The 26,135-nt window shown below is 75.1% G+C and carries 23 protein-coding genes and 1 riboswitch; of the genes, 13 read left to right on the top strand and 10 right to left on the bottom strand.

The genetic code is table 11. The features are described 5' to 3' along the window. Positions 1-24: 24 nt before the first annotated feature. Positions 25-177: riboswitch (cobalamin riboswitch) on the bottom strand. A 185-nt stretch (positions 178-362) separates the two neighbouring features. Genes ACWD4U_RS14995 through ACWD4U_RS14985 form a run of 3 tightly spaced genes read left to right on the top strand, consistent with a single transcriptional unit; the run spans position 363 to position 3,870 of the window. Further along, a complete protein-coding gene (locus ACWD4U_RS14995; RefSeq protein ID WP_363448874.1) occupies positions 363-1,631 on the top strand; it encodes a cobalamin biosynthesis protein CobG in 1,269 nt (422 codons plus the stop codon). Continuing rightward, a complete protein-coding gene (locus ACWD4U_RS14990) occupies positions 1,628-2,254 on the top strand; it encodes a precorrin-8X methylmutase (RefSeq protein ID WP_363448876.1) in 627 nt (208 codons plus the stop codon). Before ACWD4U_RS14995 ends, ACWD4U_RS14990 begins: the two co-directional genes overlap by 4 nt. Next, a complete protein-coding gene (locus ACWD4U_RS14985) occupies positions 2,251-3,870 on the top strand; it encodes a precorrin-2 C(20)-methyltransferase (protein ID WP_363448878.1) in 1,620 nt (539 codons plus the stop codon). Before ACWD4U_RS14990 ends, ACWD4U_RS14985 begins: the two co-directional genes overlap by 4 nt. Before the next feature lie 20 nt (positions 3,871-3,890). Here the strand turns inward: ACWD4U_RS14985 and ACWD4U_RS14980 are convergent, their stop codons facing one another. Continuing rightward, on the bottom strand, positions 3,891-4,628 hold the full coding sequence (locus ACWD4U_RS14980; protein WP_363448880.1) for a cobalt-precorrin-6A reductase: 738 nt from the start codon (positions 4,626-4,628) through the stop codon (positions 3,891-3,893). 272 nt (positions 4,629-4,900) lie between these two features. On the opposite strand from ACWD4U_RS14980, the gene ACWD4U_RS14975 reads away from it, so the two are divergent. Further along, positions 4,901-5,989: a cobalt-precorrin-5B (C(1))-methyltransferase gene (locus ACWD4U_RS14975; RefSeq protein WP_363449330.1), complete on the top strand. Its 1,089-nt coding sequence runs from the start codon at positions 4,901-4,903 to the stop codon at positions 5,987-5,989. 39 nt (positions 5,990-6,028) lie between these two features. Here the strand turns inward: ACWD4U_RS14975 and ACWD4U_RS14970 are convergent, their stop codons facing one another. The 5 genes from ACWD4U_RS14970 to ACWD4U_RS14950 form a co-directional block, all read right to left on the bottom strand. Then, the gene (locus ACWD4U_RS14970) at positions 6,029-7,987 is read right to left on the bottom strand and encodes a phosphocholine-specific phospholipase C (RefSeq protein WP_363448882.1); all 1,959 of its coding nucleotides are present in this window, start codon (positions 7,985-7,987) and stop codon (positions 6,029-6,031) included. Positions 7,988-7,998: 11 nt separating this feature from the next. After that, positions 7,999-9,417, bottom strand: coding sequence for an endonuclease/exonuclease/phosphatase family protein (locus ACWD4U_RS14965; protein WP_363448884.1), 1,419 nt, complete (start codon positions 9,415-9,417; stop codon positions 7,999-8,001). A 164-nt stretch (positions 9,418-9,581) separates the two neighbouring features. Further along, the gene (locus tag ACWD4U_RS14960; protein WP_363448886.1) at positions 9,582-10,013 is read right to left on the bottom strand and encodes a RidA family protein; all 432 of its coding nucleotides are present in this window, start codon (positions 10,011-10,013) and stop codon (positions 9,582-9,584) included. Between the two features lie 32 nt (positions 10,014-10,045). Continuing rightward, positions 10,046-10,807 carry an IclR family transcriptional regulator gene (locus ACWD4U_RS14955; RefSeq protein ID WP_363448888.1) on the bottom strand — a complete coding sequence of 254 codons (762 nt, stop codon included), beginning with the start codon at positions 10,805-10,807 and terminating at the stop codon, positions 10,046-10,048. Continuing rightward, complete coding sequence (locus ACWD4U_RS14950) at positions 10,804-11,871, bottom strand: sugar kinase (RefSeq protein ID WP_363448890.1); 1,068 nt, start codon at positions 11,869-11,871, stop codon at positions 10,804-10,806. Before ACWD4U_RS14950 ends, ACWD4U_RS14955 begins: the two co-directional genes overlap by 4 nt. Positions 11,872-12,020: 149 nt before the next feature. On the opposite strand from ACWD4U_RS14950, the gene ACWD4U_RS14945 reads away from it, so the two are divergent. The 3 genes from ACWD4U_RS14945 (at position 12,021) to ACWD4U_RS14935 (ending at position 15,655) form a co-directional block, all read left to right on the top strand. Further along, entirely contained in the window at positions 12,021-13,325 is a 1,305-nt protein-coding gene (locus ACWD4U_RS14945) for a type III PLP-dependent enzyme domain-containing protein (RefSeq protein ID WP_363448892.1), read from the top strand. Continuing rightward, complete coding sequence (locus ACWD4U_RS14940; RefSeq protein ID WP_363448894.1) at positions 13,325-14,929, top strand: N-acyl-D-amino-acid deacylase family protein; 1,605 nt, start codon at positions 13,325-13,327, stop codon at positions 14,927-14,929. Before ACWD4U_RS14945 ends, ACWD4U_RS14940 begins: the two co-directional genes overlap by 1 nt. A 102-nt stretch (positions 14,930-15,031) precedes the next feature. Next, positions 15,032-15,655 carry a bifunctional 4-hydroxy-2-oxoglutarate aldolase/2-dehydro-3-deoxy-phosphogluconate aldolase gene (locus ACWD4U_RS14935; protein ID WP_363448896.1) on the top strand — a complete coding sequence of 208 codons (624 nt, stop codon included), beginning with the start codon at positions 15,032-15,034 and terminating at the stop codon, positions 15,653-15,655. 75 nt (positions 15,656-15,730) lie between these two features. Here the strand turns inward: ACWD4U_RS14935 and cobM are convergent, their stop codons facing one another. From cobM to ACWD4U_RS14915, 4 genes are all read right to left on the bottom strand, one after another. Then, complete coding sequence (gene cobM / locus ACWD4U_RS14930; protein WP_363448898.1) at positions 15,731-16,483, bottom strand: precorrin-4 C(11)-methyltransferase; 753 nt, start codon at positions 16,481-16,483, stop codon at positions 15,731-15,733. Beyond that, positions 16,480-17,706 (bottom strand): precorrin-6y C5,15-methyltransferase (decarboxylating) subunit CbiE, encoded by a 1,227-nt coding sequence (gene cbiE, locus ACWD4U_RS14925; RefSeq protein WP_363448900.1) that lies wholly within the window; start codon positions 17,704-17,706, stop codon positions 16,480-16,482. Before cbiE ends, cobM begins: the two co-directional genes overlap by 4 nt. A 204-nt stretch (positions 17,707-17,910) precedes the next feature. Beyond that, positions 17,911-19,233 carry an ABC transporter substrate-binding protein gene (locus ACWD4U_RS14920; RefSeq protein WP_363448902.1) on the bottom strand — a complete coding sequence of 441 codons (1,323 nt, stop codon included), beginning with the start codon at positions 19,231-19,233 and terminating at the stop codon, positions 17,911-17,913. Between the two features lie 106 nt (positions 19,234-19,339). Further along, positions 19,340-20,107: a hypothetical protein gene (locus ACWD4U_RS14915; protein WP_363448904.1), complete on the bottom strand. Its 768-nt coding sequence runs from the start codon at positions 20,105-20,107 to the stop codon at positions 19,340-19,342. Positions 20,108-20,198: 91 nt separating this feature from the next. Between ACWD4U_RS14915 and ACWD4U_RS14910 the strand changes: the two genes are divergently transcribed. From ACWD4U_RS14910 to ACWD4U_RS14885, 6 genes are all read left to right on the top strand, one after another. Then, complete coding sequence (locus ACWD4U_RS14910) at positions 20,199-20,798, top strand: hypothetical protein (RefSeq protein ID WP_363448906.1); 600 nt, start codon at positions 20,199-20,201, stop codon at positions 20,796-20,798. Then, complete coding sequence (locus tag ACWD4U_RS14905; RefSeq protein ID WP_363448908.1) at positions 20,795-22,732, top strand: branched-chain amino acid ABC transporter permease; 1,938 nt, start codon at positions 20,795-20,797, stop codon at positions 22,730-22,732. The genes ACWD4U_RS14910 and ACWD4U_RS14905 overlap by 4 nt, the downstream gene beginning before the upstream one ends. Positions 22,733-22,897: 165 nt before the next feature. Then, complete coding sequence (locus ACWD4U_RS14900; RefSeq protein WP_363448910.1) at positions 22,898-23,710, top strand: ABC transporter ATP-binding protein; 813 nt, start codon at positions 22,898-22,900, stop codon at positions 23,708-23,710. 261 nt (positions 23,711-23,971) lie between these two features. Next, positions 23,972-24,643, top strand: coding sequence for an ATP-binding cassette domain-containing protein (locus ACWD4U_RS14895; RefSeq protein ID WP_363448912.1), 672 nt, complete (start codon positions 23,972-23,974; stop codon positions 24,641-24,643). 104 nt (positions 24,644-24,747) lie between these two features. Then, positions 24,748-25,476 carry a VanZ family protein gene (locus ACWD4U_RS14890; protein WP_363448914.1) on the top strand — a complete coding sequence of 243 codons (729 nt, stop codon included), beginning with the start codon at positions 24,748-24,750 and terminating at the stop codon, positions 25,474-25,476. 107 nt (positions 25,477-25,583) lie between these two features. Beyond that, positions 25,584-26,102 carry an HAD domain-containing protein gene (locus ACWD4U_RS14885; RefSeq protein WP_363448916.1) on the top strand — a complete coding sequence of 173 codons (519 nt, stop codon included), beginning with the start codon at positions 25,584-25,586 and terminating at the stop codon, positions 26,100-26,102. The last annotated feature ends 33 nt before the right edge of the window (positions 26,103-26,135 follow it).

Below are 26,135 nucleotides of genomic sequence, written 5' to 3'. Positions count from 1 at the left end.
TCGGACCTTCCTCGGGGTCCTCGCCCCGGGCAGTGGAGGACGGCCGGAGTTCCTGGCTCCCGCGGCTCGGTGAGCCGCGGTCACAGTGGCGGGACCGCACCGGATTCGCACCGGACTTCCTCCGCTGTGCCGTCGCTGGCAGCGGACGGTCCGCGGACCGCCCGCCAGCATCGTACGGGGTGATCGCCCGCCGGGGGGAGTGTGACCTCGAACGCCCCGTGGATCTCCGCCCCACGCGTCCCGGGCGGCCCGTGGGCCCCTCGTGTCACGGCGCTGAGCTGCGCATTGTCGGACCGTCACCGCGGGGGAGTGTGACGTACGGGACGGTAGCGGGCCGCCCGCCGATGGGTATGCTCGCGGCCATGCCACCCACACCCGACGCCGTACCGGCACCCTCCGGCGGGAGCGGTGCCGCGCCCGTCGTCGGGACCGACCGGGACCGCGCCGACGCCTGCCCCGGCGCGCTGCGCCTGCACCGGGCCGAGGACGGCCACCTGGCCCGACTCCGGCTGCCCGGCGGGCTGTTGACGGCCCGTCAGGTCCACGCGATCGCCGACGCGGCGGACGCGCTCGGCGACGGCGAGGTCGAGGTCACCTCGCGCGGCAACGTCCAGCTGCGGGGGCTGCGCGACGACTGCGGGGCGGAACTGGCCGCCCGGCTGCGCACCGCCGGGCTGCTGCCGTCCGACACCCACGAGCGGGTGCGCAACGTCGTCGCCTCCCCGCTGGCCGGTCTCGACGGACTCGGACACGGCGACGAAGTCCACACCTGGGTAAGGGAGTTGGACGCCGCGCTGTGCGCCGCGCGATGGGCGGCGGGGCTGTCCGGCAAGTTCCTGTTCGCCGTCGACGACGGGCGCGGGGACGTCGCCGCCCTGAACGCCGATGTGACCTTGATCGCAACGGGCGGCGGCCGCGCCCTGCTGCGCCTCGGCCGGGCCCGCCGCGGCACCCCCGTCGACGCGCCGGTCGCCGCCGCGCTGGACGCCGCGCGGAAGTTCCTCGCGCTGGCCCGCGGCCGGGCCTGGCACGTCCGCGAGGTGCAGGACGAACTTCCCGACGGCGCGGTCGAACTGCCCGAGTTCGCCGGGCGGCCGCCCGCGCTGGGCGTCGTCGGTGACGCCGTGTCGGTCGGGCTGCGGTTCGGCCGGGCGGACAGCGCGCAGTGGCGCCTGTTGGCCGAGGCGCCGGCGTCCGGCGGCCCCGGCGGCGCAGCGGTGCGGGTGACCCCGTGGCGCGGCGTCGTGGTGCCCGGGGCGGGCGCCGGATGGCTGGAGCGCTTCGCCGCGGCCGGGTTCCGGACCGAGCCCGGCGGGCCCTGGGAAGGGCTGAGCGCCTGCACCGGGCTGCCCGGGTGCGGAAAGTCCCTGGCCGACGTCCGGGCGGACGCCGCCCGCACCGCGACGGCCGGCGGGCTGCCCGTGCACTGGTCCGGCTGCGAACGCCGCTGCGGACACCCCGCCGGGCGGTGGGTCGACGTCCTGGCGACCGGCGGCGGCGGATACCGGGTGACGGTGGACGGCACCGCACGGGACGTGCCGGGGCCGGGAGCCGACGACGCAGAAGACGACACAGAACTCGCCGCGGCGCTCGCCGAGGCGCGGAACGCCGAGGCGCGGAGGGCCAAGTGATCGAGTACGAGAAGGACGGCGCGTCCATCTACCGCCAGTCCTTTGCCACGATTCGGGCGGAGGCGGACCTGGCCGCGCTGCCCGCGGACGTGTCGCAGGTCGCGGTGCGGATGATCCACGCCTGCGGCATGGTCGACCTGGTCGAGGACCTGGTCTACTCGCCGAACGTGGTCGCCGACGCCCGCAAGGCCCTGCACGCCGGCGCACCGATCCTGTGCGACGTCAACATGGTCGCCAGCGGCGTGACCCGCAAGCGGCTGCCCGCCGACAACGAGGTGATCTGCACCCTCACCGACCCCGCCGTGCCCGAACTCGCCCGCGCCATGGGCAACACCCGCAGCGCCGCCGCGATGGAACTCTGGATCCCCCGCCTGGAGGGCGCCGTGGTCGCCGTCGGCAACGCGCCGACCTCGCTGTTCCGGCTGCTGGAAATGATCGAGGCCGGTGCGCCGCGACCCGCCGCGGTGATCGGCGTCCCGGTCGGCTTCATCGGCGCGGCCGAGTCGAAGCAGGCCCTGGCCGAACACCCGTCCGGACTGGAACACCTGGTGATCCGGGGCCGCCGGGGCGGCAGCGCGATGGCCGCTGCCGCGATCAACGCGATTGCGAGCGAAGTGGAATGACGGAGCACCAGGAACCGCTGAACGGCGCCGAGTCGGCGCAGGGCGGCCGGACCGGACGGCTGTACGGCGTCGGCGTCGGCCCGGGCGACCCGTCGCTGGTCACCGTGCGCGCCGCCGAACTCATCGGCAAGGCCGACGTGATCGCCTACCACTGCGCCCGGCACGGCCGTTCGCACGCCCGCGCCATCGCCGAGCGCTACCTGACGGGCGGTCAGCTGGAGGAGCGGCTGATGTACCCCGTCACCGTGGAGACCACCGACCACCCCGGCGGCTACCGCGGCGCGCTCGACGACTTCTACCGTGAGGCCTCCGAGCGGCTCGCCGCCCACCTCGACGCCGGACGCGACGTGGTCGTGCTCGCCGAGGGCGACCCGCTGTTCTACGGCTCCTACCAGCACATGCACAAGCGCCTCGCCCACCGGTACCCCACCGAGGTGGTGCCCGGCGTGACCTCGATCAGCGCCGCCGCCGCCCGCCTCGGCACCCCGCTGGTCGAGGCCGAGGAGGTGCTCACGGTCATCCCCGGCACCCTCCCCGAGGAGGAGCTGGCCGCCCGGCTCGCCTCCACCGACTCCGCGGTGATCATGAAGCTGGGCCGGACCTTCCCCGCCGTCCGCCGCGCCCTGGAGCGCACCGGCCGGCTGGCCGAGGCCCGGTACGTGGAACGCGCCACCATGGACGGCGAACGCACCGGCCCGCTCGCCGAGATCGACCCGGCGAGCGTCCCGTACTTCTCGGTCGCGGTGCTGCCCAGCAAGGTCGCCGCCCTCGACTCCTCCGGACGCCCGTTCGACGCCCTCGCGGGCGCGCAGGCACCGGAGCAGACCGCCGCTGACGAACCGTCGGACGGCGACGGCACCACGGAGGTCGGTGAGGTCGTGGTGGTCGGCACCGGCCCGGCCGGACCGCTCTGGCTGACCCCCGAGGCGCGCGGCGCCCTCGCCGCCGCCACCGACCTGGTCGGCTACACCACCTACCTGGACCGGGTGCCGATACGGGCCGGGCAGACCCGGCACGGCTCCGACAACAAGGTGGAGGGCGTGCGCGCCGAGTTCGCCCTGGAGCTGGCACGGCGCGGACGGCGGGTCGCGGTGGTCTCCTCCGGCGACCCCGGCGTCTTCGCGATGGCGACGGCCGTCCTGGAAGCCGCCTGCGAGGAGCCGTACCGCGAGGTCCCGGTGCGCGTCCTGCCCGGCATGACCGCCGCGCACGCCGCCGCCTCCCGCGCCGGTGCGCCGCTCGGCCACGACTACGCGGTGATCTCGCTCTCCGACCGGCTCAAGCCCTGGGAGGTGATCGCCCGCCGGCTGCGCGCCGCCGCCGAGGCCGACCTGGTGCTCGCGCTGTACAACCCCGGCTCCAGGAGCCGCACCACCCAGGTCGGCCTGGCCCGCGACCTGCTGCTCGAGTACCGGGACGCCGCCACCCCCGTGGTGATGGCCCGCGACGTCGGCGGCCCCACCGAGCGGGTGCGCACCGTCCGGCTCGGCGAACTCGACCCCGCCGAGGTCGACATGCGGACCCTGCTGCTGATCGGCTCGACCCAGACGCAGTGGGTGGAGCGCGGCGGCGGCGAGCACGTGGTCTGGACGCCGCGGCGCTACCCGGAGGCGTAGCCCGCCGGGGGCGGGGCAGGTCAGCCGAGCGCCCGCAGCCAGCTGACCGCCCCCGCCACGTCCGGTGCGGTGGGCACCCCCGCCGGGGGGTGCGGGCGCTGGACGATCACCACCGGGAGAGCGAGTTCGCGGGCGGCGGTCAGCTTGGGCGCGGTGGCGGCGCTGCCGCTGTCCTTGGTGACCAGCACGTCGATGCGGTGCGCGCGGAGCAGGGCGAGTTCCCCGTCCAGGGTGAACGGGCCGCGCTCCAGCAGCACTTCGGTGGCGGGCGGCATCGGCGCGGTCGGCGGCTCGACCGAACGGGCCAGGAACCAGTGGCCGGTGAGGTGGGCGAAGGCGGCGATGCCCTGCCGACCGGTGGTCAGGAACACCCGGCCGCCGAGGGCGGGCAGCGCGTCGGCGGCGGCCGCCAGGTCCGGCACGGGGTGCCAGCGGTCGCCGTCCCCGGGTGTCCAGCTGGGCCGGCGCAGGGCGAGCAGGGGAGTATGGGTGTCGGCGGCCGCGAGGGCCGCGTTGTGGCTGATGGTGTCCGCGAAGGGATGGGTGGCGTCGATGAGCGCGTCCACGCGCTGTGCGCGCAGCCAGGCGGCGAGCCCCGCCGGGCCGCCGAAGCCGCCGATCCTGACCTCCCCCGCGGGCAGCCGCGGTTGGGCGACCCGCCCGGCCAGCGAACTGGTGACCCGCAGCGCCGGGTCGGCGGCCAGCGCGTCGGCCAGGCGGCGCGCCTCGGTGGTGCCGCCGAGGATCAGGACGTGCATGCGGACTCCCGGAACCGGCGTGGAGATGGGTCGGACGCACCAGCCTAACCGGGGCGGTCGCCGTGGCTGAGTGGGCGGACGGTGCCGGTGCCGGGGTCGGGGTCGGGGCCGGCGGATCGGAACGCGAGGAGGGACCTGTGGTGAGCGGCGACGCGGAACGGGGCTCGGACGGCGGGACCGCGGACGGCTTCGCCGCGGGCGGCACCGCGAGCGGTCCTGAGGGCGGCGTTGCCGCGGCCGGCGGAGGTGCTGCGGGCGGGCGGAAGGGGCAGTTGCGCAGCAGCGGGCTGCGGCCGGGGTGGACGACGGGGGCGTGCGCGACGGCGGCGACCAAGGCGGCGTACACGGCGCTGCTCGGCGGCGGGTTCCCCGAGCCGGTGGTGATCACGCTGCCGAAGGGGGAGCGGCCCGGATTCGCGCTGGCGGTCGAGGAGTTGGGTGACGGCTACGCGACGGCGGGGGTGGTGAAGGACGCCGGGGACGATCCGGACGTCACGCACGGCGCGCTGATCCGCGCGACCGTCCGGCACGGCGAGCCGGGTGCGGGCGTGGTGTTCCGGGCCGGGCCGGGAGTGGGCACGGTGACCAAGCCGGGGCTGCCGCTGGCGGTGGGGGAGCCGGCCATCAACCCGGTGCCGCGGCAGCTGATGCGCGAGGTGATCGCCGAGGTGGCCCGGGAGGCGGGAGCCTCCGGCGACGTGCTGGTGGAGATCTCGGTGGACGGCGGCGAGGAGATCGCCCGCCGCACCTGGAACCCGCGGCTGGGCATCCTCGGCGGCCTGTCCATCCTCGGGACCACCGGGATCGTGGTGCCCTACTCCTGCTCGGCGTGGATCGACTCGATCCGCCGCGGCATCGACGTGGCCCGCGCGGCGGGCCGCACCCACGTGGCGGGGGCGACCGGTTCGACGTCCGAGAAGGTCGCGGTCGCCGAGTACGGCCTGCCGGAGGACGCGCTGCTGGACATGGGCGACTTCGCGGGCGCCGTCCTCAAGTACCTGCGCCGGCACCCGGTCGAGCGGCTGACCATCGCCGGCGGCTTCGCCAAGCTGTCCAAGCTGGCCGCCGGCCACCTGGACCTGCACTCCGGCCGCTCCCAGGTCGACAAGGCGCAGCTCGCCGCGCTGGCTCGCGAGGGCGGCGCCTCCGAGGAGCTGGCGCAGCGGGTCGCCGCTGCCAACACCGCCCTGGAAGCGGTGCAGTTGTGTGCGGCGGCGGGCGTCCCGCTCGGCGACCTGGTGGCCCGGCGGGCCCGCGAGGCCGCGCTCGGCGTGCTGCTCGGCGCGCCCGTGACGGTCGACGTGATCTGCATCGACCGGGCCGGCACGATCGTCGGCCGGGCCGAGCCGAAGGGCCCCTGACGGATCGTCAGGGGCCCCGGTGGGTGCGGTGGTCGAGGGTCAGTGCACGGTGCCGGCGTAGCGGCGGGTGAACCGGGTGCCGCTGGCGGCGGTCACCGTGACGTCGTAACGGCCGTTGTCGAGCGGCCAGTTGACGGTGGCCTGCTTGTCGGCGGCGACCCACACGGTCTGCGCCTGGCCGGCGAAGTCGTTCGGCGTCACGGTGAACGACACGTCCGTGCCGCCGTCGTTGTGCAGGTGCAGTGCGACCTTGTTGCGGCCCACGGCGGCCTCGACCGAGGGGACGGCGACGTCGTCCTGGCCGGCTCGGGTGACGGTGCCCGCGAAGCGGCGGACGAAGCCGTCGGGGCCGTGCACGGTGAAGTCGTAGCGGCCGTCGGTGGCGGAGGCGTCCCAGGTGTGGGTCCGGCTCGCGGCCGGGGCGACGGTGAACGGGGTGCCGGCGAACGGCAGGGCGATGTTCGGGTAGACGGTGTAGGGGAAGGCCGCCGTACCGGTGTTGGTCATGGTGCAGGTGACGTGGCCGGTGGCCCGGTCGACGCTGACCTCGGCGCCCGGCCCGTACGGCAGCCTGCGGTGGGGGCGCTCGCCCGGCTCCTGCGGCGGCAGCGACTGGCTGCCGGTGGCGGGCAGCTTGACCGGCGGCAGGCCGGAGTTGGCGTCGGCGGCGGCCATCAGCGCGTTGGTGTCGGGCAGTGCGGGGAGGGAGTAGTCCGGCTTGGCGAAGTCGAAGCAGCTGGTCAGGTCGCCGCAGACGGCGCGCCGCCAGTCGGAGATGTTCGGCTCGCGGACGCCGGTCACCACCTCCAGGAAGCGCAGCACCGAAGTGTGGTCGAAGACCTGCGAGTTGACCCAGCCGCCGCGCGACCAGGGGGAGACCACCCAGAGCGGGACGCGGTTGCCGAGGCCGATGGCGCGGTCCTGGGTGAACTCCTCGGGGGTGCCGGCCTCGGGGGTCGGCGGGACCATGTGGTCGAAATAGCCGTCGTTCTCGTCGTACATCACCAGGAAGACGGTGTGCTGCCAGACGTCCGGGTTGGACATCAGCGACTGCAACGCCTGGTTCACCCAGTGGGCGCCGTACGCCGGGCCCGCGTTGGGGTGCTCGGAGAACAGGTACGGGGCGACCAGCCAGGAGACGGTCGGCAGGGTGCCCGCCTTGCAGTCGGCGTCGAACGCGGCCGGGTCGAACTTGGTCATCGCGTTGACGTACCGCGGGTCGGTGGCCGGGAAGGCGTGGAACTGCTTGAAGTACGAGAGCGCGTTGTCGTCGTAGTCGCCGGTCCGGTCGTCCTTGCTGGGGTTGTGGTAGACCCGCCAGCTGACGCCCGCGGACTGCAGGCGCTCGGCGTAGGTGGTCCAGTCGGCGACCGGGTTGTCGGTGACCGGGGTGTTGTCGATCCACGGGCCGGTGGTGCCGTCGCGGCCGGGGCCGCTGGTGCCGGTCCACAGGTACAGGCGGTTGGGGTCGGTCGGGCCGGCCAGCGAGCAGAAGTAGGCGTCGCAGAGGGTGAACGCGTCGGCCAGCGCGAACTGGTACGGGATGTCCTCGCGGGTGAAGTAGCCCATGGTGCGCTCGCCCTTGGCGGCGACCCACTTGTTCATCGCGCCGTTGTTGATCGCCTGGTGGCCGGTGGCCCAGTCGTGGGCCAGGCCGCCGGCGTTCTGCGCGTTGTACTTGGTGGTGTCCATCCGGTACGGCAGCATCACGGCGCCGTCGCTGCGGCCCGCGTCGGGCTGGCGGAACACGTTGCCGCCGTCGGGGAACTGCAGCGCCTGCTTGTCGCCGAAGCCGCGGACGCCGTTCAGGGTGCCGAAGTAGTGGTCGAACGAGCGGTTCTCCTGCATCAGGATCACCACGTGCCGGACGTCGGCCACGGTCCCGGACTTCTTGTCCTCGGCCGCCGCCTCGGTGGCGCCGGACAGGCCGGTCACCGTGACGGCGCCCGCGGCGGCGGTGGCCGAGAGGAAGGTGCGGCGGTTGAGCTGCGGAGTCATCGGTCGGCCTCTCAGAGGGTGAAGGTGGCGACGGCGGCGGCGGTGTCGGAGGGCCAGCCGTTGGCGGCCGCGCCGGGCTCCGGCCGAGGCCAGCCGGTGACCAGGGTGTGGGCCTCGACGAGGGTGAGCTTCCCGGCGAAGTGCACCTGGTCGATGCGGTCCTGCGGCTCGGGCGCGGAGCCGCGCAGCGTGCGGGTGACGGACCAGGTGTTGCCGGGGGATGCGGCCGGGTCGGGGTGGGCCAGACGGTAGGCGTCGACCAGGCCGGCGTCCTGCAAGGCCACGGTGACCGGCCAGTCGAGGGCCGGGATGCCGCCGTGCGCGGCGGCGGTGGCCGGGACCCAGTCCAGGTGCGAGGGCGAGGCGAGGCCGGCGGCGACCACCACGGGCTTGCGGGCGGCGAGTTCGGCCTTCACCAGGGCGGCCAGCGCGAGCGCCTGCCGGCCGCGCGCCGAGGCGCGCTCGCTCGCCAGCACGGCGTCCGCGGCGCGCCCGTCCTGGACGGCGTACGGGCCGTAGTCCGACTCGTCCAGGTGCGCGGCCCAGAACCGGACGCCGTGCTCGCCGGGCAGCTGCACGGTGACCCCGGCGGCGGGCAACTCGGCGGTGGCGGCGGTCACTTCGGCCAGCGGGTAGCGGGAGAGGACGCCCACGCTGCCCGCGCTCTGGTAGGCGTACCAGCCGAGCGCGTCGGCCAGCGCCTGCGCGCCGGTGCCTGCGGTCTCCTGCAGCGCGACCACGTCCAGGCCCTGGGTCAGGACCACCCGCAGCTGCTTCTCCAGCGCGTCCTCGACGCCCGCGCCGGCCTTCCACAGGTTCAGCGTCGCGGTCTTCAGCTGCGGCTTGCGGGAGTTGACCGGCACCTGCACGGTCAGCGTGTCGGTGTTGCCCGCCGCGTCCTTCACGCCGACGGTCAGCACGGCCGGGCGGGGCAGCGGGGCGTTCGGGGCGGTGCCGGTCACGGTGCCGTCCGCGCCGACGGACAGCCAGGAGTCGCCGGCGAGCTTGCGGAAGACCGGCGCGTCCGTGCCGTGCATCCACAGGCCGCCGAGCCTGATCCGGAAGGCGGTCGCCGGGGCCACGACGGTCGCGGTGAGCGCGTCGACCGCGAGGTGCGGGCGCGGCGGGACCGGCCGCGGCTTGAAGCCGAACGGCGCGCTCTGCGCCAGGATTCCGTAGCCGTCCTTGGCCAGCAGGTAGGCGGTGTACGGCCCGCCGGTCAGCGCCGAGGTGTCGAGCTGGACGTCGCCCGAGGCGGCGGCGGTGTACTTCCACAGCAGCGACGCGCCGTTGCCGGGCTGCCGCGAACCGTCGTAGACGCCGACCCAGTTCTTGGCGTCCGGGGCGTCCGTGGCCCAGTGGAAGGTGAGCCGGTCGCCCTCGGTGGGGTCGGCGGGTGAGGAGAGGACGAGGGAGGATCCTGTCGCCACGGGTGGTCCTGTCCGCCGCGGCGCGGGCCCGCGGCTGAGTCGAGTTGGCTGTACAACCGGACTCATTCAGCCGGGGCGTGGCGGACCGCGGATGAACGCGACGTGACGATCCGTCGGGCGTCCCTCGAACTCACGGCCGCCCACCCCCCCACCGGGCGAGCGGGTCAGGCGGTGACCACCGCCTGGGCGTCGATCTCGACCAGCATGGGTTCCTGCGGGAGCTCGCAGAAGATCGTGGTGCGGCAGGGCTTCACGCCGCCGGGCTTGACGTTCTCCTCGATGAACGCGGCGTACACCTCGTTCATCAGCGGGAAGTCGGCCCGCTTGGTCAGGTAGACGCGGAACATCACCACGTCCTCGATCGTGGCGCCGCCGGCCTCCACGATGGCCTTGACGTTCTCCAGGGTCCGCCGGGTCTGCGCCTTGACGTCGCCGTGGTGGAGGTACTCGCCGGTGGCCGGGTCCTGCGGGCCTTGGCCGGAGACCTGGAGGATCGGGCCCTTGCGGACGCCCTGGGAGAACATCCAGGCCGGGGCGGGCGCGCCGTCGGTGCGGATCTCGGTCTTCTCGCTGCGGATCTCGGTGTTCTCGCTCATCTGCGGTGCTCCAAAAGGGAATCGATGGGTCGTCAGAGGTCTCGGATGGTGCGGACCGGCAGGCCCGCGTCGGCGGAGACCGCCCGGGCGCAGGCCAGCAGTGCGGGCAGCAGCTCCAGCACCTGCTCGTACGGCAGCACCACGTCCGGCACGGATATCGACACGGCGGCCACCACCCGGCCGGAGGCGTCCCGGACCGGCGCGGCGATGCAGTTGATGAACGACTCGTGCTCGGCGTGGTCCTGCGCCCAGCCCTGCGCGGCGACCTGCTCCAGCTCGGCGAGCAGCGCGTGCGGGCTGGTGATCGTGTTCGGGGTGTGCACGGTGAACTCGATGCCGTCCACCACCCGGCGCCGCTCGGTGAGCGGCAGGTCGGCCAGCAGCACCTTGGCGACCGCCGTGTTGTGCAGCGCCGCGCGCAGCCCGATCCGCGAGTACATCCGCACCGGGTGCCGGGAGTCGTACTTGTCGACGTAGACCACCTCGCCGCCCTCGTACGCGGCCAGGTGCACGGTCTGGCCGGTCGCCGCGTTCAGCTCGGCGAGGTGCGGGGCGGCGGTGCGGCGGATGCCGCGCTGCTCCAGGGCGAGGCTGGACAGGGCGAACAGGCCCGCGCCGAGGTGGTAGCGGTACTGGCCGTCGCGGTAGACGAAGCGCTGCTCCTCCAGGCTCTGCAGCAGCCGCAGCACGGTGGTCTTGTGCACGCCGATCAGGTCCGCGAGCTGGTCGAGGGAGCGTTCGCCCTCGCCGAGTTCGGCGAGCAGGCGCAGGGCGCGGGTGACGGTCTGGCTCATGGGGTTCCCTGGGCTCTGAGGGTGAGGAGCGGAGAGACGATGCCGGCGGCGGAGACGTGGGTGGCGGCCCAGTCGGCCTCGTCGGCGGCGAGCAGCGCGGCGACGGTCGCGGCGTCCGGCAGGATGCCCTGGTCGGTGGGCGAGGTCAGCGCGCAGGCCGCCGACAGGTGGCCCAGCCGCAGCCGGCGGCGCTGGTCCAGGCCGCGCAGGGTGCCCGCGAGGTAGCCGGCCGCGAAGGCGTCGCCCGCGCCGGTCGGCTCCACCACGTCGACCCGCAGGGCCGGCTCGGCGACCGAACCGCCGCTGCGGTCCAGCGCGGTGACGGCGTGTCCGGAGTCCTTGACCACCAGCACGGCGGGCGACGGGAAGCGCCGGCGCAGCTCCGCCGGGGAGCCGGTGCCGAACGCGTCGTGCGCCTCGTCCGCGCCGAGCAGCAGCACGTCCGCGGCGTCCAGCAGTTCCGGCAGGACCGCAGGGTCGCGCCGTCGCCACAGCGCGGGGCGCCAGTTCAGGTCGAAGGAGACCAGCCGGCCCGGTCGGCGGCGGGCCAGCAGCGCCCGCACCAGCGCCAGGCAGTCCTCCGACAGCGCGGGCGTGATGCCGGTCAGGTGCAGCAGCGGCGCCCGGTCCAGCAGCGCGGCCGCCGCCGGGTCGTCCAGCAGTGCGGGGGAGAGGGCGGAGGCCGCCGACCCGGCCCGGTAGTAGTGCATGCGGCTGCTGCCCGCGCCGAGGTCGTACGGCAGCGCCGACCCGCCGGTCTCCTTCAGGTACACCCCGGTCGGGCGGTGCGGGTCCACGGCGACCGCCGAGACGTCCACGCCCGCGGCGGCGAGCTCGGCGGTCAGCCGGCGGCCGAAGCCGTCCGCGCCGACCCGGCTGATCCACGCGGCGGGCACCCCGAGGGCGGCCAGGGCCGCCGCCACGTTGGACTCCGCGCCCCCCACCGACGGCCGGAACGCGTCGACCGCCTCGAACGGGCCCGGCCGGTCGGGCAGCAGCACCGCCATCGACTCACCCAGGCACACTGCCGGGGCGGTAGCCGCGCCACCGTCCTGATCAGCCATCACACCGCTCCTCGCGTCGGCCGCGGTCCGTTGACCGCCGTCCGGCGTGAATGCTAGAACCGTTCCACCACCATGCGCAATACACGTTGCGCATAGTGCAACCCCGCAGATCGGCAGGGAGTCGCGGGGACCAGATCGGAGGCACCACGGTGGACCAGCAGTACTTCGCGGACCGCGCCGAAGGACCCGGCATCGACCCGGCCGCCGTCGCCGCCCTCGCCGAGGAACGCCTCGACTGGCGCTTCAAGGCCCTCCCCGCCGACGCCTGGGGCCGCACCGTCCGCGAGTACCTCGCCACCGGCCCCACCCTGGACGCCTTCGGCACCCCGCTGCTCACCCTCGACGCCGCCGCCCTCGACCACAACCTGCGCACCATGGCCGCCTGGTGCGACCGGGCCGGCGTCCGGCTCGCCCCGCACGGCAAGACCACCATGGCCCCCGCCCTCTGGCAGGCCCAGCTCGCCGCCGGCGCCCACGCGATCACCCTCGCCAACCTGCCCCAGCTGCACGTCGCCCGCGCCTTCGGCGTCCAGCGGGTGCTGCTCGCCAACACCCTGCTCGACCCCGCCGGCCTCGGCTGGCTCGCCGCCGAGCTCGACCGCGACCCCGGCTTCGCCTTCACCTCCTGGGTCGACTCCGTCGACAGCGTCCGGCAGATGGACGCCGCGCTGCGCGCCACCGGCGCCACCCGCCCCGTCGAGGTGCTGGTCGAACTCGGCGGCCCCGGCGGCCGCACCGGCGCCCGCGGCGTGCCCGCCGCCCTCGAGGTGGCCGCCGCCGTCCTCGCCGCGCCCACGCTGCGGCTGGCCGGCGTCGGCGGCTACGAAGGCGCCCTCGCCCACGACGCCACCGACACCGCGCTCGCCACCGTCCGCGGCTACCTCGCCGACCTCGCCGAACTGCACCACCGCCTCGCCGCCGACTACCCCACCGCCACCCCCGTGGTCACCGCCGGCGGCAGCGCCTACTTCGACACCGTCGCCGAGGAACTCGTCCCGCTCGCCGCGCAGGTCCCCGGCACCCTCGTGGTGGTCCGGGCCGGCGCCTACCTCGCCCACGACGACGGCTTCTACCGCGGCATCTCCCCGCTCGCCCGCACCGCCGCCACCCCGCTGCGCTCCGCCCTGCACGGCTGGGCCCGCGTCGTCTCCCACCCCGAGCCCCAACTCGCCCTGCTGGACGCCGGCAAGCGCGACCTCCCGTTCGACGAGGGCCTGCCCGAGCCGCAACTCGTCCGCGGCGCCGGGGCGCTGACCGGCGCCGCCGTCACCGCCCTCAACGACCAGCACGCCTTCCTGCGCGACGCCGGCTCCCGGGCGCCCGTCGGCGCGGTGCTCCGCCTCGGCCTCTCGCACCCCTGCACCGCCTTCGACAAGTGGAGCCTGATCCCCGTCCTCGACCACGCCGACGCCGAACACCCGCGCGTCGTCGACCTGGTGAGGACCTACTTCTGATGCCCGACCTGCTGCTGCGCGGCGCCACCGTCGTCGACGGCACCGGCGCCGACCGCCACCGCGCCGACGTCACCGTCACCGACGGCCTGATCGAGGAGATCGGCACCGGCCTGACGGGCCGTCAGGTCATCGACGCCGACGGGCTGGTGCTCGCCCCCGGCTTCATCGACATGCACGCCCACTCCGACCTGCGGCTGCTCGTCGAACCCGCCCACCCCTCCCGGATCACCCAGGGCGTCACCTGCGAGGTCCTCGGCCAGGACGGACTTTCCTACGCGCCCGTCGACGACACCACCCTCCCGGCGCTGCGCCGCCAACTCGCCGGCTGGAACGGCGACCCCGACGGCTTCGACTGGAACTGGCGCGGCGTCGGGGAGTACCTGGACCGGCTCGACCGCGGAACCGGCGTGAACGCCTGCTACCTGGTCCCGCACGGCAGCGTCCGGATGCTCGCCATGGGCTGGGACAACCGCCCGCCGCGCGCCGACGAGCTGGCCCGGATGCGCGCACTGCTCGACCAGGCCCTGCGGGAGGGCGCCGTCGGCCTGTCCACCGGCCTGACCTACACCCCCGGCATGTACGCCGCCACCGCCGAACTGGTCGAGCTCTGCCGGGTGGTGGCGGCCCGCGGCGGTTTCCACGCCCCGCACCAACGCTCGTACGGCGCGGGCGCGTTGGAGGGATACGCGGAGATGGTCGAGATCTCCCGGCGGTCCGGCTGCCCGCTGCACCTCACCCACGCCACCATGAACTTCGGCGTCAACCAGGGGCGCGGCGCCGACCTGCTGGCGCTCGTCGACGCCGCGCTCGCCGAGGGCGTGGACGTGACACTCGACAGCTACCCGTACCTGCCCGGCTCCACCACCCTCGCGGCGCTGCTGCCCAGTTGGTCCACCGAGGGCGGCCCCGAGGCCACGCTGGCCCGGCTCGCCGACCCCGCCGCCCGCGAGCGCATCCGCGTCGACGTCGAGGAACGCGGCAGCGACGGCTGCCACGGCGTGGTCACCGACTGGGCCACCATCCAGATCTCCGGCGTGCGCACCACCGCCCTGGCCGCCCTGGTCGGGCGGAGGATCTCCGAACTCGCCGCCGAACAGGGCATCTCCGGCACCGAGGTGTTCTTCGGACTGCTGCGCGCCGACCAGTTGGGGACCACCATCCTCCAGCACGTCGGGCACGAGGAGAACGTCCGCGCCATCATGCGGCACCCCGCGCACACCGTCGGCAGCGACGGACTGCTGGTCGGCGCCCGCCCGCACCCCCGCGCCTGGGGCACCTTCCCCCGCTACCTCGCCCGCTACAGCCGCGAGTTGGGCGTCCTCACGCTGGAGCAGGCGATCGCCCGGATGACCGGCCGCCCCGCCCGCCGGCTCGGCCTCGACCGGCGCGGCCTGATCCGCCCCGGCCACCACGCCGACCTGGTGCTGTTCGACCCCGAGACGGTCCGCGACACCGCGACCTTCGACCAACCCCGGCTGCCCGCCGCCGGAATCACCCACGTCTTCGTCAACGGCGTCGCCGCCCTCGCCGACGGCCGGCCCACCGGCGCGCTCGCCGGACGGGCGCTGCGCCGCGACGCGGACCGGCTGGTGCGCAGCCGGTAGGCCGCCGGTAGATCGCCGGTAGGCCGCCGGTAGGTCGCCGCACCGCCGGGCGCAGTCGCCCGGACCACACAATCCCCAGTACGGACAGAGGAGTTGGCAGGAATGGACACGCAGCAGTTGCGCGCGGAGCTGACCGAGCAGCCGGTGATCGCGGTGGTGCGGGCACCGGTGATCCCCGACGCGGTGGCGCTGTGCGAGGCGCTCGCCGAAGGCGGCATCGGATGGACCGAACTCACCTTCACCACCCCCGAGGTGACCCGCCACCTGGCCCGCGCCGCGGCCGCCGGCTGCCGGGTCGGCGTCGGCACCGTGCTCACCGCCGCGCAGGCCCGCGAGGGCATCGAGGCGGGGGCGGCCTTCCTGGTCACCCCCGGCCTGCGCCCGGCCGTCGCCGAGGTCGCCCGGGAGGCCGGAGTCCCGGTGGTGATGGGCGCGTTGACGCCCAGCGAGGTCGCCGACGCGCTCGACCTCGGCGCCGCCGCGGTGAAGATCTTCCCCGCCAAGGCCTTCGGCCCCGGCTACTTCAAGGACCTGCGCGGCCCCTACCCGACCGTCCCGCTGGTCGCCTCCGGCGGCGTCAACGCGGGCAACGCCAAGGCCTTCATGGACCACGGCGCACTCGCCGTCTGCGCAGGCACCGACGTCGTCCCGCCGCAGGCCGTCGCGGACGGCGACCGGGCCGAGATCACGCGCCGCGCCAAGGAGTTCGTCGCCGCCCTCGGCTGAGCTCGCCCAGGGCTGAATCCGCCCCCGGCTGAGCTCGCCCAGAGCTGAATCCGCCCCCGGCCGGGCGGCGCGCCGTCAGGTCAGCGGGGTGCGGGTGCGGGTGGTGGAGTACAGGTGGCTGTCGCGGAACTCGGTGGCGGCCAGCGTGCGGCCGACGATGATCACCGCCGTGCGCAGCACGCCCGCCTCCTTCACCTGCCCGGCGATGTCCTCGAGGGTGCCGCGCAGGATCAGCTCGTCCGGGCGGCTGGCCATCGCCACCACCGCGACCGGGCAGTCCGCGCCGTAGTGCGGCAGCAACTCCTCGACCACGCTGTCGACGTAACGCGCCGCCAGGTGCAGCACCAGCAGCGCCCCGCTGCGCCCGAGCACCGCCAGCTCCTCGCCCGGCGGCATCGGCGTCGCCTGGCGGGCCACCCGGGTCAGGATCACCGTCTGGCCGACCGTCGGCACCGTCAACTCCCGCTTCAGCGCGGCCGCCGCCGCGGCGAACGCGGGCACGCCCGGCACCACCTCGTACGGGATGTCCAACGCGTCCAGGCGGCGCATCTGCTCGGCGACCGCGCTGAACACGGACGGGTCGCCGGAGTGCAGGCGGGCCACGTCCAGGCCCTCGGCGTGCGCCCGGGCGATCTCGGCGACGATCTGGTCCAGGTCCAGGTTGGCGGTGTCCACCAGCCGGGCCCCGGGCGGGCAGTCCGCCAGCAGCTCGGCCGGGACCAGGCTGCCCGCGTACAGGCAGACGCCGCAGGCGGCGAGGGTGCGCTGACCGCGCACCGTGATCAGGTCGGCGGCACCCGGTCCGGCGCCGATGAAGTAGACGGTCACTTCGCTCCTCCAACATCCTTGGTGACGCTCCACTGGGTCACCGGCATCGCCTGCCGCCAGCCCGTGAAGCCGCCCACCGGCACCGCCTGCGCGACGCTCAGCCTGTACAACTCGCCGCCGCGCTGCCGGTACCACTCGGCCAGCAGCGCCTCCGACTCCAGGGTCACCGTGTTGGCGACCAGCCGGCCGCCCGGCGGCAGCGCCGCCCAGCACGCCTCCAGCAGCCCCGGCGCGGTCAGCCCGCCGCCGACGAACACCGCGTCCGGACGCTCCAGCCCCGCCAGCGCCGCCGGGGCCGCGCCCCGCACCACCCGCAACCGCGGCACGCCCAGCGCCGCCGCGTTGCGGACGATCCGCTCGGCCCGCACGGCGTCGCGCTCCACGCTGACGGCCCGACAGGACCGGTGCGCCCGCAGCCACTCGATGCCGATCGACCCGGAGCCGCCGCCGATGTCCCACAGCAGCTCCCCCGGGGCCGGGGCGAGCGCCGCCAGCGTCGCCGCCCGGACATGACGCTTCGTCAACTGCCCGTCCGACTCGAAGAGTTCGTCGCGCAGGCCGGGTACCAGCTGGTTGTGCGGCGCGTCCGGTCCGGCCGCGCACTCCACCGCCAGCACGTTCAACGGATCGCCCGGCGTGAGCGACCACCGCTCGGCGACGCCCTCGCGCACCGCCTCGTCCGGCCCGCCCAGCTGCTCCAGCACCCGCACCCGGCTCGGCCCGAAGCCCCGCGCCGTCAGCAACTCGGCCACCCGGCCCGGGGTGGCGGCGTCCGCACTCAGCACCAGCAGCCGCCGGCCCGGGAACAGCGCCGCGTGCAGCGACTCGGCGGGGCGGCCCACCAGCGTCACCACCTCGGTCTCCTCCACCGGCCAGCCCAGCCGGGCACAGGCCAGCGACACCGAGGACGGATGCGGCAGCACCCGCAGCCGGTCCGGCTCCACACCGCACTCCAGCAACGTCCGCCCGATCCCGTAGAACATCGGGTCGCCACTGGCCAGCACCGCCAGCCGCTGCCCCGCGAACTCCGCCAGCAGACCCGGCACCGCAGGCCGCAGCGGCGACGGCCAGGCCACCCGCCGCGCCGTCACCTCGTCGGGCAGCAACGCCAACTGACGCGCACTCCCCAGCACCGCACCCGCCGCGAGCAGCGCCTCGCGCGCGCTCCCGGCCAGCCCCGGCCAGCCGTCCGCGCCCACCCCGACAACGGTGATCGGTGACACGGAACGCTCCTCACGGCTCGGCACTGGACTGCCGCAGCCTACCGGCAAGCCCCCGCCGCACCGCCCCCGAGCTGGGCAAACCCGAGGTGCGACATTGGCCACACGGGGGGCGGCGGCCGGTTCGTCAGGGCTGGTAGGGCAGATGCGGCATGCGGAGCCTCAGGGTCGGTACGGCAGCTGCGGAGCCTCAGGGCTGGTGGCATCTCAGGGCTGGTACGGCAGCTGTGGCACCTCGAAGCAGTTGTCGTCCATGTCCGGCACCTGGGTCACCCAGCCGCCCCGGCCGCCCGCCGCCGAGTCCTGCCAGCGGGCCGCGTTCAGGCACGCCCTGGTCGCCCCGGTCGGGCGCGGCGCGGGCGCGAACGAGGCCGGGATCAACAGGCCGTGCGCGTCGTACGGTTCGGCCCGGTCCATGAACCGCTCCACGCAGGCCCGGGTCAGGTCCGCGCCGCAGGAGTCCATCGCGTCCGCCAGCCACTGCGCGCCCGCCCAGCCCTCCAGCTCCCAGGCGGACACCAACGCCTCCCGCTCCGGGTAGTACCGGGCCATCGCCGCCCGGAACTCGCCCACCGCAGGCACCGCCGTGTCGGCGTAGTTGCGCGAGGACGAGGTCGCCCACAGCACGTCCCGGCAGCCCGGAGCGTCCGCGTACGCGGCGCGCGCCGTCTCCGACCAGTTCTGCACGTTGGTCACCTTCGCCACCGGGCGCACCCCCGCCGCGTCCAGCGCCTGGCACAGCGCCGCGTTGCCCCGGGTGTCCATCGCGTCGAACAGCAGCTCCGAGCCGTCGGCCCGCATCGCCGCCGCCACCGCCTGGAAGTTCGGCAGCGCCAGATCCACCCGCTGGCTCAGCACCCGGAACCCCTCCGCCCGCAGCCCCTGCTCCAACTGCGCCGCGTAGCGCGCCGAATCGGCCTGGCTGTAGGCCACCACCGCCGCACTGCGCACGTTCAGCCGCTGCTTGAAGAATCGGTAGACCTCGGTGCTCTGGTACAGCGTCCCGCCCCAGCCCACCGCGCGGCCGTCGCGCGGCGAACTGCTGCCGTAGATCGAGTACAGGTGCGGCCAGCGGTCGTACGCGGTGCCGATCGGCTGGCCGCCGACGTCCGGGACGCCGCGGCTGCTCACGTACCCGGCGCCCGCGTAGTCCAGCACGCTGCCCGAGACCAGCGCGAACACCCGCTCCCGGTCGATCAGGCGGTGCACGCAGTCCTGGTTGCCGACCCCGCTGCCGCCGTCGTCGCAGGTGACCACCCTGACCGTGCGGCCGTGGAGTCCGCCGTGCTCCGCCAGCGACTGGAAGAAGGCCAGTGCGCCGAACCGCGGACCGGCGAAGGTCTCGCTGCCGACCGGGCTGGTGAGCGAGGTGATCACACCGACCTTCACCTCGGCCGCCGTCACCCCGACGTCGGTGGCACCGCCGTTCGTCGCGCCGCCGTTCGAGGAGGCTCCGGCGTTTCCGGACGGTGCGGGGAAAGCGGTTGCAGGCAGCCGGGTGCCGCACCCGGCGGTGAGGGCCAGCAGCACGGCGGCCAGCGCTGTGGCCGACCGCCGTGCCGGGTGCCTTGCCGGCTGCCGTGCTGGCTCTCGTGTCGGGTGCCGTGGAACCCGGAAGCCGATCAACCGGGCCCGATCAACTGCAGCCGGGCACTGCGGTGGTGGCACCACCGCTGAGCTGGACCAGGCCGCAGAGCGTGCTGGTGGACACCTTCCAGGTGCCGTTCTCCAGCACCGCCTGGCCGGAGGCGTCGGGCTGCACCACGGCGCCCTGCAACGACAGCGAGTAGGTCACCGCCGCCGTGGTCGCCGAGGTGAACTGCACGTTGGTGACGGTCGCCTTCACCTGCCCGACCCGCGGGTCACTCGCGAAGCCCTGCAGCACCGGTGCCAGCTGCTCGCCGTTCTGCAGCAGCGCGGCCTTGTCCGGCAGCGAGGTCGCCGGGTCGAAGAACTTCTCCCAGTTGGCGGTGATCGAGGCCTTCGCCGCCGCCGGGTCCGCGGGCGCGGTGCCGGTGGCCGAGGCGTTCGGGGAGGCGCTCGGCGAAGCCGGAGCGGTGGTGGTCGCCGGTGGGGTGGCCGGTGAGCTGCTCTTGCTGCTGCTCCCGCTGCCGCTGCTGCACGCCGCGACCGCGAGGAGCAGCGCGAACAGCAGACCGGTCAGGCGGAGCAGTGCGCCGCGACGGCGCGGGACGGGGGTGTGGGGTGGGCGCGAGCCGGCGGGGGCCGCGTTGTGCTGGTGACGCATCCGCATCTCACCGCGTTCCTGCTGTGTGGGGGCTGGGGGCTGGGGCTTGGTCTCCTGGTCCGGGGTCTGGGGTCCGGGGGTGGTGACGCCGCGGGTGCGGACCGCCGCGGTGGCGGCGTTGCGGTCCGCGGCGCGGCGCGGCGCGGGTGAGACCATGAAGGACGATATGCGGAGGACTCGCAATATCTGGCGCTTTGTAGGACATCTTGGCCAAATTCGACCCCGGTGGGCGGGCTGGAGAGCAGGGATGGACACGGGCAGGAGCGGCGGGGACGAGCGACACGCGGGACGTCGGGCGCTGCGCGAGAGGTCCGGATGGTTGCTGTCGGCGGCCGGTGCGCTGCTGTGCGTACTCGGCTGGTACGCGGTCTCCGGCGAGAGCGTGACGGCCCGCCAGGTGCCCTACCTCGCGTCCGCGACCATCCCCGGCGCCGCCCTGATCGTGGCCGGCGCGGTGGTGGCCACGGCCCGCCGCCACGCGGCCGACGACCTCCGGTGGCGTCTCGACCGGCTGCTGACGCTGCTGGTCGAACCGGAGCCGAGCGGTGGCGGCCTGTCTCCCGCCCCCGCCGGTCCGGATGACGGGCCGTCAGTGGCGCTGCCGGACGGCACGCTCCACCACCGGCGCGCCTGCCCACTGGTCGCAGGCAAGGCCGGCGCCCGCACGGTGACCACCGCCGAGATCCGTGCCCGCGCACTGGCCCCGTGCCCGGTCTGCGAGCCGCCGGAGGCGGCGAGCGCTGACGCCGGGTCCGCCGAGGCCGCGCCGCGCCGGCCCTCGGCGGGCGAAGCCCCTTCCAGTGAGGGCCTCTCCGGGGAGCGGCCGCCGGGTGGGGGGTCGGGATGAGTGGCGGTCTGCCCGTCGATCTGGCGTTGGCCGGGGTTGCCGTCGGCAGTGCGGCTGCGCTGAGCGGTGTCGGGTTGGTGGTCACGTACCGGGCGACCGGCGTGTTCAACCTGGCGCAGGGGGCGCAGGCGATGGTCACCGCGTACCTGCTGCGCGAGCTCGTCGTGGTGTGGCACTGGCCGGTGGCGCCCGCCGCGCTGCTCTGCCTGCTGGTGGTGGCGCCCGCGACGGGGGTGCTGCTCGACCGGGCGGTGTTCCGGCCGTTGCAGCGGCGCGGGGCCGGAGCGGCCGAGACGCTGGTCGCGAGCCTCGGTGTCTTCGTCCTGCTGATCGGTGTCGCCGTGCTGCTGTGGGGGACCACCCCGTTCGGCGACGCGCCCGCCCTGCTCCCCGGTACCGCGCTCGCGCACCTGGCCGGACACACCCTGCGGTTGGACACGGTGCTGCAACTCGCCACCGTCCTCGCGCTGGCCGCCGCCGTCGGCTGGGTCAGCGCCCGTACCCGGTTCGGGATCCGGCTGCGGGCGGTCGTCGACGACCGCCGGCTCGCCGAACTGTCCGGCGTCGACGCCGACGCGGTCTCCGCCGCCGGATGGGCGTTCGGCTCGTTCACCGCGGGCCTGGTCGGCGTGCTGCTCGCGCCGCTGCTGCTCCTCGACCCGTACGGCCTGCCGCTGCTGGTGATGGAGACCATGGTGGTCGCCGTCGCCGCCCGGCTCCGCAGCCTGCCCGTCGCGGTCGCCACCGGACTGGCCCTCGGCATCGCCCAGGCCGAACTCACCCAGTACCGTCCGATCGGTCAACTCCTGCCGTTCGCCGAGGCGTTGCAGGCCAACCTGTTCGCCGTGGCACTCCTGGTCGCCGCGCTCCTGCCCTGGCGGACCCCCGCCGACCCGGGCGCCGCCGCCGTCCTGCCCGGCCCGCGCCCCACCGTCGCCGGTACCGTGCTGCTCCAACTCGGCTGTGCAGTACTGCTGTTGATTCCGCTGAAGTTCCGCGCCGAGGACCTTCGGCACGCCCTCGACGTCCCCGCCCTGGCCCTCGTCCTGCTCTCGGTGGTCGTCGTCACCGGGTACGGCGGCCAGATCTCGCTCGGCCAGGCCGGGTACGCGGGCCTCGGCGCCCTCGGTACCGCCCTGCTGACCTCGGGCCGGATCCCCGGCTTCGGCACTCTGCCCGCGCTCCCCGCCCTGCTGCTCGCCACCGTTGCCACCGCCCTGTTCGGACTGCTCACCGGCCTGCCCGCGATCCGCCGCCGCGGTCTCGCCCTGGCGTTCGCCACCTTCGCCATCGGCGCCGCGCTGAGCCGCCTGGTCTTCGACCAGCCGTACGCCACCACCGGTCTCTCGGTGAGCCGTTCGGGCCTCCCGTCGGAGGACCGGGCGTTCTACGCGGTCGAACTCGCTTTTCTCGTGGTTGGATTGACGGTCACTCAACTCCTCCGACGAGGGAGGCTCGGACGGGCGCTGACCGCGATGCGCGACCACCAGGCCGGTGCGGCGGCGGCCGGGGTGAACGTCCCGGGGCTGAAGCTGCTGGTCTTCATGGCCGGTGCCGGGATCGCCGCGCTGGGCGGAGCGCTGTTCACGATCGGCGGTCAGGGCTTCGAACCCGCCACCTTCGACCCCGTCCGGGGCCTGCTCTGGTTCACCGCCGTGGTGGTGGTCGGCGCCGACAGCGCCGCCGGCGCGATCCTCGCCGCCGCCCTCCTGATCGGACTGGACGCCGGCGCCGTCACGGGCGTCTCCGCCCTCGTCGTCGGCACCCTCGCCGCCGCCCTCGGCCACCTCCCCGGCGGAGTCACCGGCCTGCTCCACCGCCTCACCGGCGTCCCCGCCGGTCCCGCCTACCAACTCACGCCACTGGGACGGTCGTTGCGCGAGCGCGAGCGCGAGCGCATGCCGACAGCGGAGCGGAGGGACCGCGTTGGCTGACCTTGCGGACGCCGTCACCACGGAGACCTTCAGTGCGGACACCGTCGCGGCGTGGATGGAGGCGCATCACACGACCAGCGGGCCGTGGGGCGCGGTCGGTAGCGGGCGTCGCCGACCGTCCGGCCGTGGCAGGGAGCCGGGGCGCGACACCCGCCGGGCGGAGCCGTGACGGACGACCCGCTGAGCGCCCACGGCATCGTCCGCCGATTCGGCGGCCTCACCGCCGTCGACGGCGTCGATCTGACCGTGCCGGCCGGGCGGATCACTGCCCTGGTCGGGCCCAACGGGGCAGGGAAGAGCACTCTGTTCGACTGCCTGGCCGGCGCGGTGCGACCCGACGCGGGCCGGGTGGTGCTCGCCGGACGGGACGTCACCGGCCTGCCCGACCACGCCCGCGCCCGCCTCGGCCTCGCCCGCACCTTCCAACAGCTCGCCGTCTTCCCGGACCTGACCGTCGCCGACAACGTCCTGCTCGGCGCCGAACACGGCCGCACCGCCCACCCCGGCCTGCACGGCACCCGGCTGCGACTCGCCCGCCTCCGCGCGGCCGCCGCCTCCCGCGCCGTCGGCCACCGGCTCGGCGGCGGCCCACCGCACGCCGCCGCGCGGGACGCCACCCGGCGCGCCCTGGACCTGTTCGGCCTGGCGGAGCAGGCGAGTTGGCCCGCGGACCGGCTGCCGCCCGGTGCGCTGCGGCTGGTCGAACTCGCCCGGGCCGTGGCCGCCGCACCCACCGTCCTGCTGCTCGACGAACCCGCCGCCGGACTCGACACCGCCCAGACCGCCCGCCTCACCACCGCCCTGCGCGCCCTCGCCACCGACGGCCTGGCCCTGCTGGTGGTCGAACACGACCCCGACCTGATCGGCCGCCTCGCCGACACCGTCCACGTCCTGACCCGCGGCCGGGTGGTAGCCGCCGGTCCGGCGGCCGGGGTCCTCGCCGATCCTGCGGTGGCGCGGCTGTGGGGCAGGGAGTGACGATGCGTCGGAGCGCCCCCGCCGCCGGGCCGGAGGCCGACTGGGCCCCGGATCTGATCGGCCGGCTCGCTGACACCGTTCACGTGCTGGCCCGCGGCCGGGGTTCTCGCCGATGCGGCGCTGGCGCGGCTGTGGAGTGGGGAGTGACGATGCATCGCAGCGCCCTCGCCGCCGCCCGGCCGGAGGCCGACCGTGCCCCGGAGCCGGCCGGCCGACTCGCCACAGCCGTCCACGACCTGACTGTGTGCGTGGAGGTGCCAGGTGACGCTTGAGTGCGCAGGGTTGACGGTCCGGTACGGCCTGCTGGAGGCGTTGCACGGCATCGACCTGGTGTTCCCGCCTGGGCGGGTGACCGTCCTGCTGGGGCGCAACGGGTCCGGGCGCAGCAGTCTGCTCGGCGCCCTGTCCGGCGCGCTGCGCCCGGCGGTCGGGCAGGTGCGCTGGGACGGCCGGGAGGTGACCGCGTGGGGGGTGCCCCGTCGGGTGCGGGCGGGGATGCGGCTGGTCCCGCCCGAGCGGGGCGTCTTCGGTTCGCTGACGGTCGCGGAGAACCTCGGCCTCGGCGCGCCCACCGGTACCGAGGCCGGTGCGCTCTTCCCCGAGCTGCCGCCCCTGCTGACCCGCCCCGCCGGCACCCTCTCCGGCGGGCAGCAGCAACTGGTCGCCCTGGCCCGCGCGTTGCTCGCCCGCCCCCGGGTCCTGCTGCTCGACGAACCCGCCCGGGGCCTCGCCCCGCCCGCGGTCGCCCGCCTCCACACCGCCCTGCGTCAACTCGCCACCGACGGTGGCACGGTGGTGGTCGCCGAGCAGTCCCTGCCACCCGCGCTCACCGCCGATAGCCTGGCTTACGTCCTCACCCGCGGCCGCGTCACGTTCCAGGGCGAGGCGGCGGAACTGCGCCCACCGGACGGCTGGGCCCGCGCCGACCGCTGAACCGAATGCCGGGCGCGGGCGTCTGGTCCGGTGTATCCCGTGCATCCCGGGCGTACCGCGAGTCGCGTACGCTCTCGCACCAGCCTTCCGACTCCGGTGGAGCCATGGACCAGACCGCATCACTGTCAGCACCCGCCCGCCGCATCCGGCGGATCGTGCTGGCCGGCCCGGCGATCCTCGCCGTGCTGTTCGTCGCGTTCTACGTGCAGCGGCCGCTGCACCGTCGCGGCGGGTGGCAGCCCTGGGTCTTCACCTTCAACGGCGTGGTGTTCCTCGCCCTGGCCGGGCTTGTTCCGGCCGCGCTCGGCGTGTGGGCGCTGGCGCGTCGGCGGCGGGCCGCCGGTACGGCGCCTGGGTGGGCGTGGCGCCGGTCGCTGGCCGAGGTCGGCATGGTCTACGGGACGCTGCCGTGGGTCTGGATGATCCTGTTGCCGGGCGAGCGGGCCGGCGACGCCTCGCGCCAGCGGGTGAGCCTGGTCCCGCTGCGGGACCTGTTCGAGATCGTCGCCGCCGGGCCGCTGGGAGCGACGCTGCAGATCGGCGGAAACCTGCTGGTCTTCGCGGCGCTGGGGTTCTTCGGCCCGATGCGGTTCGCCCGGCTGGCATCGGCGTGGCGGGCGCTGGCGCTGGGGGCGGCCTGCTCGGTGCTGGTCGAGACCGCGCAGTACGTCTTCGAGCTGGACCGGGTGTCCTCGGTGGACGACGTCCTGGTCAACGCCGCGGGGGCCGGGCTGGCCGCGCTGGCGTCGCGCCGCTGGTGGCGCGACGCCGACGCGAAGTCGACCGGCGCCGACGCCGGGGAGCCGAGCCGCGTCCGGTCCGGGTCGGCCTGACGCCGTCTCCGCGTGCGGGCAGGCGCGTGCTGGTCGCCGAGGACGCCGCGCAGTGACCGACCCGGCGGTCGGGCGGCGTGGAGCGGTGGTGCGGCAGAATCGGCGGGATGGACGCGCAGCCGCTCATCTTCCTCGACGTAGACGGTCCGCTGATCCCGTTCGGCGGGCAAGCCGACGAGTACCCGGCCCGCCTGACCGAGCGTCAGATCATCGCGGCGGTCGGTGTGGCGAGCCCGCTACTGTCCCGGCTCGACCCGGCGAACGGGCCCCGGCTGGCCGCCCTGCCCGGCCGACTGGTGTGGGCCACCACGTGGATGGCGGACGCCAACGCCTGCGTCGCCCCGCTCCTCGGCCTGCCGCCGCTGCCGGTGATCGACTGGCCGGACCCGACCGAGGACGAAATCCGCGACGTCGAGGCCGGGTTGCACTGGAAGACCCGCCCACTGGTGACCTGGGCGGCCGGTCAGCCGTTCGCCTGGGTGGACGACGAGATCACCCCCGCCGACCGCTCGTGGGTCGCCGCCCACCACCCCGCGCCCGCACTCCTCCGCCGGGTCGATCCGCGGACCGGACTGACCGACGACGACTTCGCCGCGCTGGACTCCTGGCTACGCGCCCAGGTTTGACGGGGCGCCCGGTCGGCGGACAGCAGGGTCGAC

It is taken from the genome of Kitasatospora sp. NPDC002522 (assembly GCF_053595195.1).
The sequence above is the reverse complement of the archived record's forward strand: the minus strand, read 5'-3'. Positions and strand labels throughout refer to the sequence as shown.